12 protein-coding genes and 1 CRISPR repeat array are annotated in these 18500 nt (G+C 60.5%); of the genes, 7 read left to right on the top strand and 5 right to left on the bottom strand.

The genetic code is table 11. The annotated features are described in order from the left end of the window. The first annotated feature begins 193 nt into the window (after nt 1–193). From CABTHER_RS12980 to CABTHER_RS17940, 4 genes are all read left to right on the top strand, one after another. A complete protein-coding gene (locus tag CABTHER_RS12980) occupies nt 194–2080 on the top strand; it encodes a hypothetical protein (RefSeq protein WP_049787537.1) in 1887 nt (628 codons plus the stop codon). 63 nt (nt 2081–2143) lie between these two features. Continuing rightward, nucleotides 2144–6358, top strand: coding sequence for a hypothetical protein (locus CABTHER_RS12975; RefSeq protein ID WP_014101121.1), 4215 nt, complete (start codon nt 2144–2146; stop codon nt 6356–6358). Between the two features lie 283 nt (nt 6359–6641). Beyond that, nucleotides 6642–7391: an RNA-guided endonuclease InsQ/TnpB family protein gene (locus tag CABTHER_RS17945; protein WP_455423215.1), complete on the top strand. Its 750-nt coding sequence runs from the start codon at nt 6642–6644 to the stop codon at nt 7389–7391. Beyond that, nucleotides 7373–7906 (top strand): RNA-guided endonuclease InsQ/TnpB family protein, encoded by a 534-nt coding sequence (locus CABTHER_RS17940; protein ID WP_455423216.1) that lies wholly within the window; start codon nt 7373–7375, stop codon nt 7904–7906. Before CABTHER_RS17945 ends, CABTHER_RS17940 begins: the two co-directional genes overlap by 19 nt. Nucleotides 7907–7951: 45 nt before the next feature. Beyond that, nucleotides 7952–8436: direct repeats of the CRISPR family, unit length 32 nt; unit sequence CGTCATGGGTCTTGAAAAAGACCCCTTGAATT. 158 nt (nt 8437–8594) lie between these two features. Here the strand turns inward: CABTHER_RS17940 and CABTHER_RS17820 are convergent. The 5 genes from CABTHER_RS17820 to CABTHER_RS16175 form a co-directional block, all read right to left on the bottom strand. Further along, entirely contained in the window at nt 8595–8858 is a 264-nt protein-coding gene (locus tag CABTHER_RS17820; protein WP_212770458.1) for a hypothetical protein, read from the bottom strand. Between the two features lie 140 nt (nt 8859–8998). Further along, a complete protein-coding gene (locus CABTHER_RS12965) occupies nt 8999–9925 on the bottom strand; it encodes a magnesium transporter (protein ID WP_014101117.1) in 927 nt (308 codons plus the stop codon). Between the two features lie 123 nt (nt 9926–10048). Next, nucleotides 10049–12277 carry a VWA domain-containing protein gene (locus CABTHER_RS12960; RefSeq protein WP_041569985.1) on the bottom strand — a complete coding sequence of 743 codons (2229 nt, stop codon included), beginning with the start codon at nt 12275–12277 and terminating at the stop codon, nt 10049–10051. A 201-nt stretch (nt 12278–12478) separates the two neighbouring features. Then, nucleotides 12479–13177, bottom strand: a complete 699-nt coding sequence (gene aat, locus CABTHER_RS12955) for a leucyl/phenylalanyl-tRNA--protein transferase (protein ID WP_014101114.1) — start codon at nt 13175–13177, stop codon at nt 12479–12481. Nucleotides 13178–13555: 378 nt separating this feature from the next. Beyond that, on the bottom strand, nt 13556–14812 hold the full coding sequence (locus CABTHER_RS16175; protein WP_014101113.1) for a formylglycine-generating enzyme family protein: 1257 nt from the start codon (nt 14810–14812) through the stop codon (nt 13556–13558). A gap of 349 nt (nt 14813–15161) precedes the next feature. Here CABTHER_RS16175 and CABTHER_RS12945 point away from each other — a divergent pair, with 349 nt between their 5' ends. From CABTHER_RS12945 to CABTHER_RS12935, 3 genes are read left to right on the top strand one after another with little or no spacing between them, the layout of a single operon-like run. Continuing rightward, complete coding sequence (locus tag CABTHER_RS12945) at nt 15162–16445, top strand: HEAT repeat domain-containing protein (protein ID WP_014101111.1); 1284 nt, start codon at nt 15162–15164, stop codon at nt 16443–16445. Nucleotides 16446–16501: 56 nt separating this feature from the next. Further along, a complete protein-coding gene (locus CABTHER_RS12940) occupies nt 16502–17164 on the top strand; it encodes a TetR/AcrR family transcriptional regulator (RefSeq protein ID WP_187288474.1) in 663 nt (220 codons plus the stop codon). 1 nt (nt 17165) lies between these two features. Next, nucleotides 17166–18500: an efflux RND transporter periplasmic adaptor subunit gene (locus tag CABTHER_RS12935; RefSeq protein ID WP_014101109.1), complete on the top strand. Its 1335-nt coding sequence runs from the start codon at nt 17166–17168 to the stop codon at nt 18498–18500.

The following is an 18500-nucleotide window of genomic DNA, read 5'->3' as shown; positions in this document are numbered from 1 at the left end:
AGACCTTTTATCAGTTTGAAAAGCACGATTCTGGACGTGTGTCGGTTGTTCCAAACTACTGTTTGACACCCTGTGAAAGGTATGATTGCTTACAAACACAAACGAGACATCGCCCGTGCCACTTGATGTCCCAGTTGCGACTCCCGGCGCCCAAGGGGTCGCTGCACTTCACCAGGCTGACAGGAGTTTTGGCATGAACCAGACTCGCCGTTTGGTCGCGCTCATCGTTGGGTGGGGGATGTGGCTGGGCTGTTCCGTTCCGGCCCAAAATCTGACAACGGTTTCCGAGGCGGCGCTGGCTCCTGTCGTCCAGGAAGCCCAGTCCCGGCAGGATGGGGCGCGTGTGCCGCGCACAGCCGACGCCATTCCCGAACTGCGCGAGTTGACCGTGCCCGGCGCGGAAGGGCCCAGCAGCGTCGAGCCCCGCAGTGAGCGCCGCGACAGCGACGTGGGCGTGCCCATCGAGGACCGGTGGCGGATTGGCTTCCCGGAATGGAACCGCTACGAAAAGGGCAGTATTCTCAATCCGTACCGGCTCAATGTCCTCAAAGGCGACTATCCCATCCTGGGGCAGCACACCTTTCTCGTCCTGACCTTCGAGAGCATCACCTTCGTGGATGGACGGCGGACGCCTCTGCCGCAGGACATCAACGCCCGCCGGCCCGGCGCAGCCGAGTTTTTCGGACGCGGCGGACAGTTCCTCAACCAGCAGAACTTTGTCACCTCGGTTGAGCTGTTCCACGGCGATACAGCCTTCAAGCCACCTGACTGGCGCATCAAGTTCACGCCGGTGTTCAATCTGAACTATCTGGCCGTACGGGAAAACGGCATTGTCAACCGGGATGTCCGCAAGGGGACGACGCGGTTTGACACGCACATCGGCTTCCAGGAAGCCTTTGCCGAAGTCCGGCTGGGTGACACCCCCAGGCTGTTTCCGTTTCTGCGGGGGCGCGGCAGCCGTGGCGGGCACAGTCCGTTTTTTGATTCCACCTCGCTGCGGGTGGGCGTCCAACAGTTCAACAGCGACTTCCGCGGGTTGATTTTTGATGACTTCAACCTGGGCGCGCGCCTGTTCGGGAATTTCCGCGACAACAAGTGGCAGTTCAACGCGGCGTTTTTCTACATGCTGGAAAAAGACACCAACAGCGGCATCAACACCTTTGACCAGCGAAATCAGCGGGTGTGGGTGGCCAATCTCTACCGGCAGGATTTCATCAAGCCCGGCTACACGATGCAGTTGAGCGTCCACTACAACGACGATCAGCCGAGCATCAAATTCGACCAGAACCGCTTTCTGGTGCGCCCGGCACAGGTTGGTCCCGTCACGCCGCACAGCGTCAAGGCAGGCTATATCGGCTGGACCGGCAACGGTCACTTCCGCCGCCTCAACATCAACCATGCGTTTTACCAGGTGCTGGGGCGCGACTCGCTGCAACCGATTGCCGGGCGTCCGACGCGCATCAATGCCCAGTTGGCGGCGCTGGAGTTGTCCTATGACCGCGACTGGCAGCGGTTTCAGGTGTCGGGCTTCTTTTCCTCCGGCGACGCAAACCCGACCGACCGGGTGGCGCGCGGCTTCGACTCGATTCTCGACAATCAGTTTTTTGCCGGCGGCGAAAACAGCTTCTGGAACAGCCAGGAAATCCGTTTGACGCGGGCGGGCGTGGCGCTCGTGACCCAGGGCAGCCTCATTCCGAGTCTGCGGAGCAGCAAGCTGCAGGGGCAGGCGAATTTCGTCAATCCGGGCATCATCGTGGCCAACCTGGGGTACGAAGCCAATCTGACGCCCAAGCTCAAGCTGCTGGCGAATCTGAACTACCTCCGTTTCCACCACACGGAATCGTTGCAGTTGCTGACGTTCCAGCGTCGCATCCGCAACAACGTCGGGATTGATTACGGGGTGGGCATCGTGTACCGCCCGCTGCTGAGTGAAAACATGATCGTCAAGGGCGGCTTTTCGGTCATGAATCCGCTCGATGGTTTCAAGGACATTTTCACGTCAAACTGTTCAGGGCTGAACTGTGGTGCACAGTCACGCTTCCTGTTTTCGCTCTACGCCAAAGCCATCTTTACGTTCTGATGCGATGCGTCTGTGTGACAGGCCCTCCCCAAGCCTGTCTCCCGGACGGAAGGGTATGTGACCATGGCGATTGCCTTCAGAATCAAAGTTGTGACCCTTTGTGCCGCCGTCAGTACGGCCTTCATTGGTTTCAGTCTCCTGCCGGCGTTTCGTCCGGTGGCCGGCAGCGATACCGCCGCTCCGTTTGTGGAGACTTCCGCGCAGGATGGGCCGGCCGCGGGGGCAGGCGCATCCAAACCTTCCGCGCCGGTTGACCCGGCTACGGCACGCGCGCGCATTTACCGGGCAGCGAAAGACAAGACCGAGGATGACTGGCGGCTTCAGAACGGCAACGACAGCGGTTGTATAAGCTGCCACACCGGCTACGAAGGCGGTTACAAAACGGCCCACATTGCGCCCGACGGCAGCGCCCTCAACATCGGACGCAACATCACCTGTGTGTACTGCCACGGCGGAAACGGCGATGTCATGAAGCCTGCCGGGAGTGAGAAGGGCCAGCCGGCGTACATCAAAGCCCAGAACGAAGCCCATCCGCAGCCCACCAACCCGAAGCTGTGGAAGCGCAAGGACGGCTCGGCCAACTCCGCCAACCCGGAGCTGTCCTACACGGCCCTGCTCAAGGAAAATCTGGACTTCGTGCGGTTCGTCAATCCGGGCGACCTGCGGGTGGCGGACATCACCTGCGGCGAATGTCACAACAAGGAGGCGCGGCTGGACGGGCAGGCGTTCATCGTGGACAAGGTCAAGACCAGCATGATGACCCACGGGGCGATGCTGTGGGGAGCGGCGCTCTACAACAACGGGGCGTACCCCTACAAGGACACCCGGTGGGGTGAAAGCTACAACCAGGACGGCGCGCCCCAGGCGCTGATGTCCCTCAAGCCGCCAACGCCTTCCGAACGGAAGTATCGCGGCATCATCCCGTTCATCACGCCGCTGCCCCGGTGGGAAGTCACGCAGCCGGGCAACATCCTGCGCGTCTTTGAGCGCGGCGGCCGGAAGCAATCCGAAGTGGGGAATCCGAACCCGGAGGCCGACCTGGCCGGGTTGCCCGAAGTCAAGCTCAGCCCACGCGGGTTTGGGACGGGGCTGCGTACTGACCCGGTGTTCCTGGGACTGCAAAAGACGCGCCTGCTCGATCCGCTGACCTCCCTGATGGGCACCAACGACCATCCCGGCGACTACCGTTCCAGCGGCTGCACGGCGTGTCACACCCCCTACGCCAACGACCGCTCGACGGTGCATTCCTCGACCAAATTTGACTATGCCCATACGAATCGCGGCACGACGAAAACCGCCGATCCCACGATTCCGAAGGATGAGCCGGGCCATCCGGTGCGCCACGTCCTGACCAACGCCATCCCGACCAGCCAGTGCATGGTCTGCCACATGCATCCGGGGACGAACATGCTCACGACCTACCAGGGCTTTATGTGGTGGGATAACGAAACCGATGGCCGCCCGATGTACCCGGAAACGCCGCTCAAGCGCAGCGACGAAGAACTGGAAAACATTGCCCGCCACAACCCGGAAGGCTCAGCCCAGCGCGGCAAGTGGGGCGACCGGGCTTTTCTGGGTGAAGTCTGGACTGAGGTCAACCCCAAAGCCAAGCGCACCCAATTTGCCGATTTCCACGGTCACGGCTGGATTTACCGGGCCGTTTTCAAGCAGGACCGCAAGGGTCGCTACCTGGATGAAAATGACCAGCCTGTGCCGAATGTGACGCCGGAGGCCTTGCGCCAAGCCGTGGCATACACGTCCGAAGGCGTTGAGGTCAACAAAACCACTGTGCGCAGCGGCGTGCCGGTTCACCTGAAGGACATCCATCTGGAGAAGGGCATGCACTGTGTGGACTGCCACTTTTCGCAGGATGGTCATGGCGACCGGCTCCTTTATGGCGAGCCACGCGCTGCCATTGAGATCAGTTGCCAGGATTGCCACGGCTCGATTTACGCCTATGCCAATCCAAAGTCGCTGACGACTGGCTTTGCCGGGGGCGCACGCAAAAAGAGCGCCGATGACGCACTGGTGACAGGCAAGTTCACGGCGCGTAACAAGACGGATGCGGAAGCGCCGGGCGGCAGCAACTCGCTGGATGGCTACAAAACCCGTACCGTTTATGAGCGCGACCCCTCAAAACGCCGCGCGCGTGGTTTCCGGCAGGCATCGGTGCTCGAAATCCCGACAGCCGGCCCCTACAAAGGCAAGGTTATTCAGTACTCGATGGTGGACCCGGAGAAATTCTGGGTGGTAGTGCAGACCAAAGATACGGTCACGCCCGGCCACGAGCACTACAGCGAAAAGTCGCACTACGCCAAGCTGCTTATGAAAGGCAATGTGTGGGACCCGGCGGCCAAGCCCGATGAAGGCAAGGACAGCCAGCTTGCCCACAGCGACCAGCGAATGACGTGCTACGCATGTCATTCGGCCTGGATGACGAGCTGTTTTGGCTGTCACCTGCCGATGACAGCCAACCGGAAGCGCCCGATGAATCACAACGAAGGCGGCCCGGAGACGCGCAACTGGACTTCCTACAACTTCCAGGTGCTGCGGGATGATGTGTTTATGCTCGGTATTGACGGCACCGCCACCGGCAACCGCATTGCGCCAGTGCGTTCATCTTCAGCTGTCATCGTCGGTTCCCAGAATGCCAACCGGCTGTGGCTGTACTCGCAGCAGCAGACGATTTCCTCCGAGGGCTATTCAGGACAAGCCATGAACACGCACGTTCCTCACACGGTACGCGCGCGGGAGACCAAAGGCTGCACTGATTGTCACATTTCCAAGGATAACGACAACAACGCCATCATGGCGCAGTTGCTGCTGCTGGGGACGAACTATGTCAACTTCATGGGGCGCTACATCTACGTTGCTGAAGGCAAACACGGCATCTCGGCTGTAGTGGCAACGGAACGCAGCGAGCCACAGGCCGTCATCGGCAGCACGCTGCACGAAATTGCCTACCCGAAGGAATACAAAAAGCACAAGGCGGGTGGCGACAAGCTGCACGAGCATTACCACCACCACGGCCATGCCCTGAGCCTGCAAATGCGGGGCGAGTATCTCTATGTGGCTGAAGGCGAGCATGGCGTCCACATCTATGACATCGCCAACATTGACAACAAGGACTTCTCCGAGCGCATCACGACCGCGCCGGTGTCACCGCTGGGGCAGCGGTTTTATGTCAAGACGAAATACGCGACAGCTATTGCTTCGCCCACGACGTTGGGCGTTGACCCGACCCGGCAGCGGTTTCCCGAAAATGAGGAACAGCCCATCAGCCCGGTCTATGCGTATCTCTACGTCAGCGACCGGGAAGAAGGGCTGGTCATGATCAACGCCGCCACCCTGCTCGATGGCGACCCGACGAACAACTTTCTCAAGAAGGACTACACCTTCAACCCGAACGGTCTGCTCAACGGAGCGGAAAATCTCACCGTGGCTGGCGACCATGCCTACATTCTGTGTGACCGGGGACTGGTCATCGTCAATGTGGCCAATGCCGCTGCGCCGAAGGTGGTCTCGATTGTCGAAGGCTTCAGGAAGCCCAAGGGGATTGCCATTCAGTTCCGGTATGCCTTCGTCACGGATGCCGTTGGCATGCACGTCGTGGACATCACGCTGCCGGAAAAAGCCCGTCTCGTGCCGGGCGCGACGATACCGCTGGAGGACGCCCATCAGGTTTATGTGGCGCGCACCTACGCCTACATTGCGGGCGGCAAGCAGGGGTTGGTCATTGTGGATGTGGAACGGCCCGAACAGCCGAAAATTGACCAAATCTTTACGGCTGGCGGCGTCATCAACGATGCCCGCGATGTGAAGGTGGGGATGACGAATGCCAGCGCCTTTGCCTACGTTGCCGACGGTAAGAACGGCCTGCGCGTCGTACAGCTCACCTCACCGGAGACCATGGCGACCAACGGTGGTTTCAGCCCGCGGCCGGAGCCACGGCTGATTGCGACGCATCCCACCAAGGGTGAATCGCTGGCGGTGTCGAAGGGGCTGGACCGTGACCGGGGCGTGGATGAAAGCGGTCACCAGCTCGTCGTCTTCGGACGGCGGGGGGCGCGGCCCTTCAATCTCGAAGAAATGCGGCGGCTTTACCTCAAGCCTGACGGGACGATCTACACGGTGTCCAACGAGGTTCCGAAAGGCCCGACCAAAGGCTGGTACGCTGAAGCCCAGCCGCCACCCTCGAAGTCGGTTTCGTGGTGGCCGCTGGGATGGCTGGCGCTGTTTGCCGTTATCACCCCGTTTGCCCTGCGGCGGCGGCGATAGCCTCTGCCGCCGGGTGAACGGCTGAAAAAACGCCGTGCAGGAAGGAAGGACGTGGCGGTTACTGTCTGTGCTGTGGTTCGGCGTCTGGAAAACGTGCAGTGCCGCCTGATGTAAACAGCCCTCGACTGAAGTCGAAGGCTTTATTGTGGGACGCAGCCAACATGGTTGACATCCCCAACATCAGGCGTGTTTACCGAAAAAACGCCGTAAAGCCCTGCACTTTAGGGCAGGGATATAAGGCGCACGCTGTTTTATCAAGCCAAACCTGTGATAAAATAGCAGTATGAGAGTCATGGAAGCCAAGCTACTCAACGGGACAGCAGAGCAGTATCAGGCTCTGGATGAAGCCATCCGTACCGCACAGTTTGTCAGAAACAAATGTGTGCGGTACTGGATGGACAACAAGGGCGTAAACAAAGCTGTTCTCTATGCCCACTGCAAAGACCTGGCCAAAGAGTTTGACTTTGTCAGGAAGTTAAACTCAGCGGCAAGGCAGGCAAGTGCAGAACGGGCTTGGGCTTCCATCTCCCGTTTCTATACCAACTGCAAAAACAAGGCGGTCAAGAAAGGGTATCCCAAATTTAAGAAGCATTGCCGTTCTGTGGAATACAAGGTATCGGGCTGGAAGCTGTCAGAAGATGGGATGACTATCTCGTTCACCGATGGCTTCAATGCTGGCTCGTTTGCTCTGTACTGCAATGGTGAAGCAAGACGGTTGATTCTTGAATCCAAAATCAATCGGGTGCGGGTGATACGCAGGGCAGATGGGTACTATGCCCAGTTCTGTTTGGGTGTGGAGCGCAAGGAGCAGGGAGAATACACAGGCAATGTGATTGGCATTGACTTGGGCTTGAAAGCTTTCTACACCGACCAGAACGGCAACCCTGTGGAGTGTCCCAAGTATCTGCGGAAAGCAGAGAAGCGGCTAAAGCGGCCACCAGCGCAGGTTGAGCAGGAAGTTCAGGAAAAGGGGGCAAACCTCAATCCAGGAACTACCACAAGCAAAAGAAAAGACTGGGCAAAGCACATCTGAAAGTCCAACGCCAGCGTAAAGACTGGGTGATTAAGTTAGCCCGGTGCGTGGTGGCATCTCACGATGTCGTGGTGTACGAAGACTTGCAGGTGAAGAACCTGGTCAAAAATCATCATCTTGCCAAATCCATTCATGATGCTGGCTGGTCTCAATTCACTGCGTGGCTGGACTACTACGGCAAGGTGTGGGACAAGGCAGTCGTCAGCGTACCGCCGCAGTACACCACACAGGACTGTAGTAACTGTGGGCGTATGGTAGTAAAAACCCTGGCCACCAGAACCCATAGTTGTCCTCAATGTGGATTTGAATCAGACAGAGACCGGAATGCGGCTTTGAACATCCTCAAGAAGGGACTAAGCATCTTGGGAATGGAGTGGCAAAACAGTACCTTTGGGCAAAAGGGAACTGCCTCGAAAGAGGGAACGCTTGGGGAGAGATGCACCGCTGCTTTGGAGGGGCAACCTGATGAAGTAAGTGCGCTCGCAGAACCAAGAACAAGAATCCCCTGCCTTTAGGCAGGGGAGTATGTCAAGTGAAATTGAAACCGCCCTCGCGGCCGGAGTCATGGGTCTTGAAAAAGACCCCTTGAATTGAATTAAAGTGGACATTCAGCGACTTCATTTACCTTGACAGCCCGGTCATGGGTCTTGAAAAAGACCCCTTGAATTAAAGGCAGTCGGTGGTTGGTTATCTGAAACTGTATCCGCATCGTCATGGGTCTTGAAAAAGACCCCTTGAATTAAAGGTTACTTGACAGGGCGTATAGAATAGTGTAGAAACGAATTACGTCATGGGTCTTGAAAAAGACCCCTTGAATTGAATTAAAGGGAGAGGCCATCAGAGACAGGATTTTAGCGGCTGTGCCCGTCATGGGTCTTGAAAAAGACCCCTTGAATTAAAGGAACTCCGTTCACGGTTGGCCTTCTCCGCTCCCTCTGGTCATGGGTCTTGAAAAAGACCCCTTGAATTAAAGGACGAGTTCAAGCGCGGCACGCTGCGTGCCCTGACCAACGCGTCATGGGTCTTGAAAAAGACCCCTTGAATTAAAGTCCGCCTGATGTTCGGCTGGGTTTGGGCCGGGGACCTGGTGCGTGTGGTCGTGACGACCGGCAAAAAGGCAGGCAACTACCTGGGTCGTGTCGCCATTCGAGCCAGCGGCAGTTTCAACATCCAGTCCGCAACCGGGCTGGTACAAGGCATCCATCACCGATGTTGCACACTGCTCCAGCGTGCAGACGGGTATGGATATTCGTGGACAATGAAATCAGGTCTGGCACAGACCTTACCGGTTACGCAGGACGAGCGATACGCACCGCTCTCGCTGCCATCGGTAGCGATCTGAGCGTACAACCAACGGACTGAAGCTCCGCGCGCCGCGAAGGGCAGGCGGAGCGGCGTCAGGTACGAGCGCGTGTCGGCCGGCAGCTTTGCCGTGGAGATTTTCTGGGGTTGCGAACCCTGGCTCATCAGGTTTGCTCCCTGTCCTTTTCTCGAACCCGATGAATACCGTCAGCCCTTCGCCGCTGCTGAATAAGCGTGGCTGATCCTGGGCGTCACTATGCAACCCGGAGTCCAGCCGTCCTTTCGGGCACATCCTTCCGGGGATGTCAGCGGCGTGGCTTCCCTGGTGTGCAAAAGCCGGAACAGGGAAGCCGTACGCCAAACATGTGACAGGTGGTGCCAAAGTCAGTCGGGTAGGGTGGCTTGGTCGTCTGGCAGAAGGTTCCCGGAACACAATCCACATCCAGGGCGCAGTTGCAGGTTGGCCCACGCACACCCACGAAAAGACCATCGGTTTCGTAGTCCTGAAAGAACACGGGCGAGGAAGTTTTCCCGGAAAATACGACAAAGAGTTCGTCCGTTTTGTATTCGCGCAGTGCGGGAACACGTTTCAGAAAGGCTTCGATTTGCGGCACCGCCTCCGGCCGAATCCACACTCTTCCCTGATAGCGGAGAAGAATGCTGGGCCCAAAGAAATAGGTGTGCATCTGACGGCCAATGGCTCTCTCTTCTGGCGAAAGCTCGGCAAGGTAGCGCAACCCGACTTCGTTTTTCAGTTTGAACTGTTCAGGGGTGTCTTCCGGCATCCGCTGGCGGTCGTAGGCGGCCTGAGTCTTGGTGAGAAAGCTCCTGATGACCTTTTCCTGAGCCGGCCACTGGCGAATGGCCTCGGCTTCCATGAGTTCAAGCAACCGACGCCGGACATTCGGATCGAGGAGGGAAAACGTCCAGTAGCGAAGGGGACTGGGGGCGGCCAAAAACATCGGAAGCTGTTCGGTTGGCGGGAGTGTGTCCAGGGCCAGCGCGAATTGACTGAGGATGACGCGAACCCCGGATGGTGGAGCCGAAAGCATTTCGGGTGGTATCGAGGTCCTTGGCTGTTCCAGGTTGACGAGGGGATCCGCCGGAGCCGATGACGCGGCTGCCGGAGGTTTCTCTTTCTTTGCCGTCTGCGCCGTGATCACCCACGGCAGCCCCGGGATCACGGCCCAGGTGAACAGCACGGCAAGTGATGGCCGGAATACTTTGCCCATGGATACAGGCTCCTTTCGTGAATGGGAAACGATGAAAACCGCACGCCTGCGGCGCAGCCGGTGGATGTGCCGCAGGCCCTGCCCTGACACAGCCGGCCTCCACAGCCGGTCGGCCCCCACGACTCAGTGAATAGTGAAGTCTTGCGACTGGACTGCTGTTTTTTTGGTTGTTTCCTCGTACGCTACCAGTTTCAGCCGGTATTGACCAGCGGCCAGCCCTTCAAGGGAGACCTGTCCGGCATAGGTCAGGGTGCCGTCCGCGTTGGGCGGAGACTGTGTACGTTGCAGAGGACTGACATAAACGGCTTCCTTGTCACGGAAAATCTGAATCTGAAAGGCCAGATTGGACTTTCCGGCCGTTGGTTTTCCCTTGGGCACGTTGTGGGCCGTGACGACGAACACGAGTTGCGCCCCGGCCGGATAGCGGCGCACCGCCTGATTGATGGGTGCCAGATTGGGGGGCAGGGCCTGTCCCGCCACCGGCTGGGAGTCGCCCGGCTCGGTTGCCGTCGGTTGGGCAACCTGCAGAAAGATGATGTCGGAAAGCATCATCCCGGCCTTTGACACATTCGGAATCTCAATCCACCGGTTGACAGCGCCCCGGTGCTCCGTGATGGGGTCATAGATGGCGGCGCGGACGTTGTACATCCCGGGCGCGAGTTTGAGCGACTTGGTCTGCGATCCCCACCCGGCCTGCGCCAGCGCCAACCGCTCCGGCAGGATGTTCAACGCGATAGTGTCTTCCTGCGCCATCAGCGCCTTGCCGTTGAGGTCAAAAACGACAAAGCCCATCGTCAGGGTATTGGACTTCCGCCCCTTGACATCCCGGAAGGCAATGTTTTTCAGGGGAAACGCCAGGGAGAAGCTCGTTTCGAGATCGTTGGAAACGAAGGTCGAGGCCAGCCGCAGAGGGATGTCGCGCGGTGGCACCGGCGCGCCGAGCGCCGCTTTGACTTCACGCGCCGCCAGGGCTTCGGGGCTGAGTTTGGCGTCCTGCTTTTTCTTTTTCTCGGCGGCTTTCTGGATGGACTTTTCGCTTGGCGAGAAAAAGCCCTGCTGCGTGCGGATGGTGAAGCTTCCAGGGAGGTTGAGTTTGACTTCGATTTTGTGAAAGCGGCCATCCGGCTTTTTGTCCGGGTAGTAGGCGAGCGCGTAGTAGGTGGAGGCATCGGCCACCGCCTTGCTGAAAGCGCCGGACAGATCATTCGTGTTGACAAAGGTCAGCCCACCGGTGGCTGCGGCCAGTTCACGGAAGGCGTCTTGGCGGGCCTGTTGTGCCTGCGAGGCAAGACTCAGCCCAATTCCGGTCGGATCAAAGCGGCCGGGTTGGCTGGCGTCAAAGCCCGCCGCGACTTCCAGACCGGCGCTGTGGATGGAGTACACCGTAACACCAGCACGGGTTGCGGCATCGAGTACCCGCTGGATGCGAAAGCGTCCGTTGCGGTTGAATTCGTCGTTGATGAAGCCATCCGTGGCAAGGAGAAGCGTTTTCCGCCCCGGATAGTTGCCGAGTGCCAGTGCCGCTGCGCGGATGGTCTCAAGGGTGCTGGTCGTCAGGTATTCCGTCCGCTGGGCAAGGCTGCGCGCCGAAGCGCGCACGAGGGTTTCAGCCTGGTTTGGCGGGGTGCCCGGAGAAGAGCGGATGTACAGTTGCGTCAGAAAGTCAATGGTCTGACGGTCATTGCGCTCAACCAGAAACGCCTCGTAGTCCGTCATGGTGAATCCAAAGCCGAAGCTGCCCTGGTCAACGGCCTCATTGCGTGGCGTCAGCCGCTCGATGGCGAGCCGCATGATGCGCCTGTCGTCGGTCATCTGCTGGAGAAAGCCCAAGGTTCCGCTCGTGGACAACACAAGCAGGTGATCACCTTCCACGATGTTTTTTTCGACAAAGTTGAGCAGGGCGTTGCGCAACGGCAAAAAGTTGCCCGGCGCAATGTGCAGATCATCTACAACGAGCGCAAAATAGCGCCCTTCCGGTGTCACGGCCGGCGGTCGCAACCGGTTTTCCGGTTCAGTGCTGGCCTCCGGGTCATCAGCAAGCACGCCATTGGCGACCGCCGAAAAAAAGGCGATGTCCTGTGGCTTACCATCCTCCCGAAGCACAAAGTGTTCCCGCTGGAGATTGTTGACCGGGCGGCCCTGTTTGTCGGTGACACTGACGTAGAGCTGAAGCAGCTCCGTGCCAAGAGTAATAACGTCTTCTTCGTCTTCTCCCTGACCTGGCGCCGGTTCCTGCCCCGCTGCCTTGGGGGCATCCGCCGGGGGCGTGCCGGGGGCTGCCGGTGGGGCTGGCGGTTTCTGGGCAAGAATCGCCAGGGGAAGCCATCCAGTGATAAGTGCAGTCAACAGCACGGATTTCAGTTTAGGCGCTTTCAGCACGTTGCTCCCCCTACGAAAAACCGTCCGGTATGGGCAATGGAAGCCTGTCCCTTTTCACAAAGGTATGGCGCAGGTTTTACAGTCTTTGCAAGTTATAAAGATCGCCGACTCCGGCTGCCTTTCAGAAGTGACGCGACTGTGCCGGAAAAGCCGGAAGCCGTGGCCGTGGATGGCTCAGGAAAACAGGGCTGAATGGGGTATGCGCCGCCGTCTGGGCGGCGGCAACGGGATGGGCGGTTGGGCAATGGCCTGTTTGAGCCGCCGCATGAATTCGGCCCGTGGGATTTCCTTTGCGCCGAACAACGCCATGTGGGGGGTCATCACTTCGATGTCAAACCAGGTCATTCCGTGCTGGCGGAAGTAGGCGACGGTTTCCACAATGACGAACTTTGACGCATGCGGTGCGCGGAAGAACATACTCTCACCGGAAAAGGCCCGCCCGATCATGACGCCATACATGCCGCCAACAAGTTCTCCATCCGGGGTACGCGCCTCAAAGCTGTGGGCGTGGCCGGCTTCATGGAGCGCCGTGTAGGCGGCTTCGATTTCCGGTGTAATCCAGGTTCCCTGCTGGCGCTTGCGCACGCTGGTGCGGCAGGCGTGGATGACCGCCGCGAAGTCCGTGTTGATGTGGAAGGTATAGTTGACCTTTTTCAGGTAACGCGCCAGGCGGGAGGGGATGTGAAAGTCGTCAAAATCCAGAATGGCCCGTTCTGCCGGCGCAAACCAGAGCATGGGGTAGCCTTCGTGTGGCCAGGGGAAAATGCCGTTGCTGTAGGCCAGCAGCAGGGAAGACACGTGAAGGTCGCCCCCCACCGCCAACAGTCCATGTTCATCGGCTTCTTCGACCGGTGGAAACTCCAGAATGGGCATGAGGCGTTTCTGACCTGTGTCGTGGGTAGGGAATCATAACTGATATGTGGCGTCCGGTTGACAGAGGCATTCTGATACTGACGCCAATGGACGCTGGAGTTCAACGATGATACTGCAAGTTACCGTCAAGCCCAACGCGCGCCAGCGGCGGCTGGAACGCCTGTCTGATGGGACCTGGCGCGCCTGTGTCATGTCGCCGCCCCACGAGGGACGGGCGAATGCCGAACGGATTGCATTGCCGGCCGGGAGCATTTCCACTGTCCCAAGTCAGCGATCACCATCCAGCACGGCGCAACAGGACGCCACAAGCGCATTCACGTGGATGTTCGCGGAGATGCGCCCAAAGCCGGCCGGGGAGGAAGTGGGTAAGCCAGTGCGTCATTCTGCGTCATCATCCGTGAGTTTCAGGTCTTCCGCCAGAATGGCAACCCGCAGTCCGGTGCCGCCGGTGCAGGTGATGCAGGGGCCGGTGCGTTCGGGTTCGGCCCGTCCGCGCATGGCGCAGCGGCACAGCTCGGCCTTGTATGTGGCGCTGCCGCCGCGCCGTACGCGATAGATTGGATTGACGACATCGTAGGCGCTGCCATCCGTCGGCGCATTATCGTAATCCTCGACAAAGGCATCCTGGCACCATTCCCAGACGTTGCCGTGCATGTCAAACAGTCCGAAGGCGTTGGCAATGCCCAGTGAGCCGACGGGCAGCAGGCGTCCGGCCGTGGGCGTCACTTTGGCGGCACCGTAGGGCACTTCGCCATTGATGTTGGCGACGCGCGTCGTGAGGGTGTCGCCAAACGCAAAGGGCTTTGTGGAGCCGGCCCGGCAGGCATATTCCCATTCCGCTTCGGTCGGCAGCCGGAACCGTTTGCCGGTGATCTTTTCGAGGCGGCGGCAGAACTCCACCGCCTGCGACCAGGTGACGTTTTCCACCGGGAGCATGTCCGTATTGTCATTGTTCTGGGGCGCGCGGGGCGAGCGTCGTCCACGCGGCGCTTCCGGCTGGGAGGGATTCGGCGGCAGGTCATCCCTGACCTTGGGCAAAGCCGCCACAAAGGCCCACTGCCGGCGGGTGACTTCATAGCGTCCCATGTAGAACTCCGGCACAGCCACCTCGTGGAGTTTTTCGTTGGGCAGGCGTCCGGCTTCGGATTCCGGCGATCCCATGCGGAACTCTCCACCGGGAATGCGTACCAGCTCCAGGGCAATGCCTTTCTCCCGGTCGAGTTCAATGGCGACGACCTCTGACTTGAGAATACGCGGGTTGACGATGTTGCCTTCGGGCGTGAGGTCCACGGTCTGAAACTCATCAAAGGCCAGTTCGCGCATGATGAGTGGAGCATCTGTGTATCGCCTGTCCCGGCCGCGCAGGCGCTCGATTTCAGCATTTTCGGCCAGTTGTTCGGCGAGGCGGCCGTACTTGCTGCCAGAGCCGTACTTGGCCAGGAACGTTTTGAACGCCTGTGGATCGTTGCTGTTGCGGATGGCGTTCCACTCCCGGTCTTCTTCCGAAAGCCGTATGACGGTTGCCACCCGCTTTGGTGTGACCCGCACGACGCGCACAGGCTGCGTGTTGCCCACCCGCGTACTGATTTCCTGGCTGGGGGCCGTCCATCCGACCGGCGTGGCAAGGCTCAGCACGACAGTCAAAACGCCACCCAAAGCGAGAGGAACGGCGATACTACGGCGTTTGTGAATGGTGTGTGGAAAGGCAAAGCGTCGGGATATATACCGGAGTGATGTCATGGCTGGTTGGCGGATATGTCAGGTCAGCATCATGCCAGAGTTGCCAGAGGCGGCGGAGGTTGCTCTGGATGCAAGCCAAATCAAATTTCAGCTCAAGCCAGGGTAATGCATCCCGGCAAGGTGAGGGAAAATGCTGATGTTGCTGTGGCCACTGTGAATGATAGCGATTTTATCGTAGATTAGAGACACTTCCACGACCACAGGCAGGTCGCTCTGGCATTCTCGCTGGCGAGGAAAAGCGCACATGAAAGGTCTTCCCGTCCTCTGGGTCCTGTTTGCTTCGTTTTGCACGGCGGCGGCAATTGTTCTGACCATACGGTGGCTCTACCGACGGGCAGCACAACCACGCCGGCGTCCCTTACGTGAGATTCTGGCGAACCTGGAGCATGCCCGCCCGACACGTCGGGTACGGGCGGCCGGTGAGTTGTCTGAGCGTACCGGAGCGGAAGCCAGGGAAGCCGTGGATGCGCTGTTGCGGCGGCTGTCTGACCCGGAGCCGGAGGTTCGGGCCGTTGTCGTGGATACGCTGGGCAAACTCGAAGACCCACGGGCCAGTGAACCGCTGCGGGAACGCCTGCATGACGACTCGACCGAAGTGCGCGGATTGACGGTTTCGGCGCTGGTGAGCCTCAGAGATTTTGCGGCGCTGCCGGAAATCATCCGCCTGCTTGACGACGAAGACTGGACGATTCGCGCCTGGACGGCTTCGGAGATGGTCCGGCTGGGTCGTGAGGAGGCGCTGGAAACCCTGTTGGCGGCGCGCAACCGGGAAGTCTGGCGCGCACACCTGCGGCTTTGCGACAGCGCACCCCGCGTCGTGGACGAACGGGCGGTCTCGCCCTTGCTCATCGAGATGCGCAAGGCCAAGGAAATGGGCATCCGGGTTGAGGCCATGCTGGCGCTGGCGAGCTTCGGTTACATCCCGGACGAAGAAGCCCGGCTGGTGGAAAATCTGGTCGCCTCGACGGAAGAAGAACATCCCAACCTGCGCTTTCAGGCCATTGCCATGCTGGGCACGATGGAGATGCGGCGCATCGAGCCGTATCAGCAGGCCCAGCGCATTCTCGAACGTCTGGCCGTGCGGGACGAAAATGCCCTGGTGCGCGCTGCCGCCCGGCACAGCCTCAAAAACTTCACCATTGTCCGTGAGCGGACGATTCGCTCGCTGCCACCGCCGGAGGCCATGCCAGCGGTTTCTCCGGTCCGGGTGGAGATGCAGTCGCTTGACATGCTCACCTCCAACCTCAAGAACACGGCCCTGCCAATGCGCTGGCGCTACGTTCACGCGCTGGCGGCGACGCGCCATCCGAAGGCGGTTGTGCCGTTGATTGAAGCAACACACGACAAGGAATGGCGTGTGCGGGCGGCGGCGGCGCGGGGTCTGGGGCTGCTTGTGGGCGTCGGTGAAACCGACGTGCGGCCGACACTGGAGCGGGCGGCCATCGAGGACGAGCATTTCAGCGTCCGGGAGACGGCCGAGCTGGCGCTGGCACGGATTACCCCGACTTCGACGCCACGTTCCCGGTAAAAGCGGGTTTTCACAGGCGCAACTGCAACCAGGGGTTGTGCCAGTGGTTGTCCGGGTTGACACTGTACCGTCTGGACGGTACAGTACGCGCCATGCGTCGTCCTTCAACCAAATCCGCAACTCCAGCCCAGGTGACACGGGATGAACTGCTCCGCGCGACGGTGCGGGTCGTCGCTGAAGAGGGGTTGCCTCGGCTGACCCTTGACGCCGTCGCCCGCGCGGCCGGCGTCAGCAAGGGGGGACTGCTGTACCACTTCCCAACCAAGGAGGCGCTCATCCGGGCGCTGATTGAGACGTTCATTGCTGAGTGGGACCGCGCCATGGCGCGGGAGTATGCCCGTGATCCAGAGCCGGAAAAGCCGGGGCGCTGGTTGCGGGCTTACGTACGGGCTTCCTTTGCCGAGGTCGATCCGAACGAGTCGTTGACCTTGGGCCTGGGGCAGGGCGATCTGGCGAGTTTCCTGGCGGCGCTGGCCGTCAACCCCGAACTGCTGGGACTGATTCAAACGGCCTATGACCGCTGGCATCGGCTGCTGGTGTCCGATGGTGTGGATGAAGTGACAGCCACGGCTGTCCGGTTTGCCGCCGATGGCATCTACTTTGCCGAAGGCTTCGGCCTGGCGCCGCCGGTCGGCCGCCAACGGCAGCAGGTGTGTGACCTGATCCTGGCCTGGAGTGCAGCGCCCGGCCGCACCGGTACGGAAATGGCAGGGGCGTGACATGGGGCACCGGGAAGGGGAGCAGCTTTCAGTGCGCCGATGCGGTAGCAATGGCCTGGCGGCCTGGGGCGTGGGCGGGCTGTGTCTGGTGGCGTTGGTTCTGGGGGTTGGGTGTCAGCGTCCAGCCCAAAACCAGGCGTCGGCCGCAACGGAGGCGCCAACGCCCGTGACGGTGGCGCGCGTGCAGGTGCGGATGCGCCCGCAGTCCATCCTGGCGACGGGAAACGTTGTCCCGTGGCGGCAGTCGGCAGTGGCTTCGGCGGCAATGGGGAAGGTGGTGGACATCCCGGTGGATGTGGGCGCTGTGGTACGGGAAGGGCAGGTGCTGGCGCGACTCGATGACCGCGAAGCGCGGCAGCGGCTGGCACAGGCCGAAGCGGCTCTGGCACAGGCTGAGGCGGCCGAAGCCCAGCTCCGGGCCCGGCTGGGACTCACCGGCGAGGTGTTTGACCCACGTCAGACGCCAGAGGCCGAGGCGGCCCAGGCGGCATTGACCGCAGCGGAAGCCGAGGCGCGGCTGGCCGGGGCCACCCTGGAACGCTACGAGCGGCTGGCCCGCCATGACAACATCACCCGCGCGGTGCTCGACGAAGCCCGCACCCGGCTGGAAGCCGCGCAGGCGCAGGTTCAGGCGGCGCGCCGCCGCTACGCGGCCATCCTGGACGGGTTGCGGGCCGAATATGCCGGTTTACGGGCGGCACAGGCGCGCATTGCCGAAGCGCGGGCGGCCGTGGCACTGGCGCAGAAAGCCGTGGAAGACACCACCGTACGGGCGCCTTTTGCCGGGTATGTGGCCGAGCGGTTTGCCAATGTGGGCGAGTATGTCACGCCGGAGAAGCCCCTGATGGAGTTGGTGGTACTGGAACGGTTGAAGCTGGAGCTTCAGGTACCAGCCGGGGAAGCCGGGCGGGTCCGGCGCGGGCAGGCGGTCGAGGCCACAACCGACGCCTATCCCGACTGGGTCATTCGTGGCGAGGTCACGACGATTCGCCCGCTGGTGGAAGCTGATGCGCGCCGTCTGCGCGTTGAGGTCATCGTGTCGAATGGGGAGCAGCGGTTGCGTCCGGGGATGTTCGTCACGGCGCGGCTGCTGCTGGCGGAGCGTACGCCGTGGGTGATGGCCCCGCGCGCGGCTGTCCGGTGGCATCCGGGTCTGGGCGCGCAGGTGGCGTATGTCGTTGAGGGGGATCGGGCGCGGCTGCGAGTGGTTCAGGTGGGGGAAGGCGTCGGGGGGGAAGTCGAAATCCGGTCCGGTCTGGAAGCCGGCGAACGTGTCGTTGTGACCGGGCTGGAGAAGCTGGAGGACGGGAAAGCTGTTTCCAGTACAGATAGATGA

Origin of the sequence: Chloracidobacterium thermophilum B (assembly GCF_000226295.1) — a bacterium.
In the GTDB taxonomy this organism is placed as follows: domain Bacteria; phylum Acidobacteriota; class Blastocatellia; order Chloracidobacteriales; family Chloracidobacteriaceae; genus Chloracidobacterium; species Chloracidobacterium thermophilum.
This window is presented reverse-complemented; position numbering and strand designations above follow the sequence as displayed.

Coding starts and splice junctions, on each gene's coding strand:
- CABTHER_RS17945 (WP_455423215.1), top strand. CDS start 6,642: ATGAGAGTCATGGAAGCCAAGCTACTCAACGGGACAGCAGAGCAGTAT.
- CABTHER_RS12975 (WP_014101121.1), top strand. CDS start 2,144: ATGGCGATTGCCTTCAGAATCAAAGTTGTGACCCTTTGTGCCGCCGTC.
- CABTHER_RS12980 (WP_049787537.1), top strand. CDS start 194: ATGAACCAGACTCGCCGTTTGGTCGCGCTCATCGTTGGGTGGGGGATG.
- CABTHER_RS12965 (WP_014101117.1), bottom strand. CDS start 9,925: ATGGGCAAAGTATTCCGGCCATCACTTGCCGTGCTGTTCACCTGGGCC.
- CABTHER_RS12935 (WP_014101109.1), top strand. CDS start 17,166: ATGGGGCACCGGGAAGGGGAGCAGCTTTCAGTGCGCCGATGCGGTAGC.
- CABTHER_RS17820 (WP_212770458.1), bottom strand. CDS start 8,858: ATGAGCCAGGGTTCGCAACCCCAGAAAATCTCCACGGCAAAGCTGCCG.
- aat (WP_014101114.1), bottom strand. CDS start 13,177: ATGCCCATTCTGGAGTTTCCACCGGTCGAAGAAGCCGATGAACATGGA.
- CABTHER_RS12945 (WP_014101111.1), top strand. CDS start 15,162: ATGAAAGGTCTTCCCGTCCTCTGGGTCCTGTTTGCTTCGTTTTGCACG.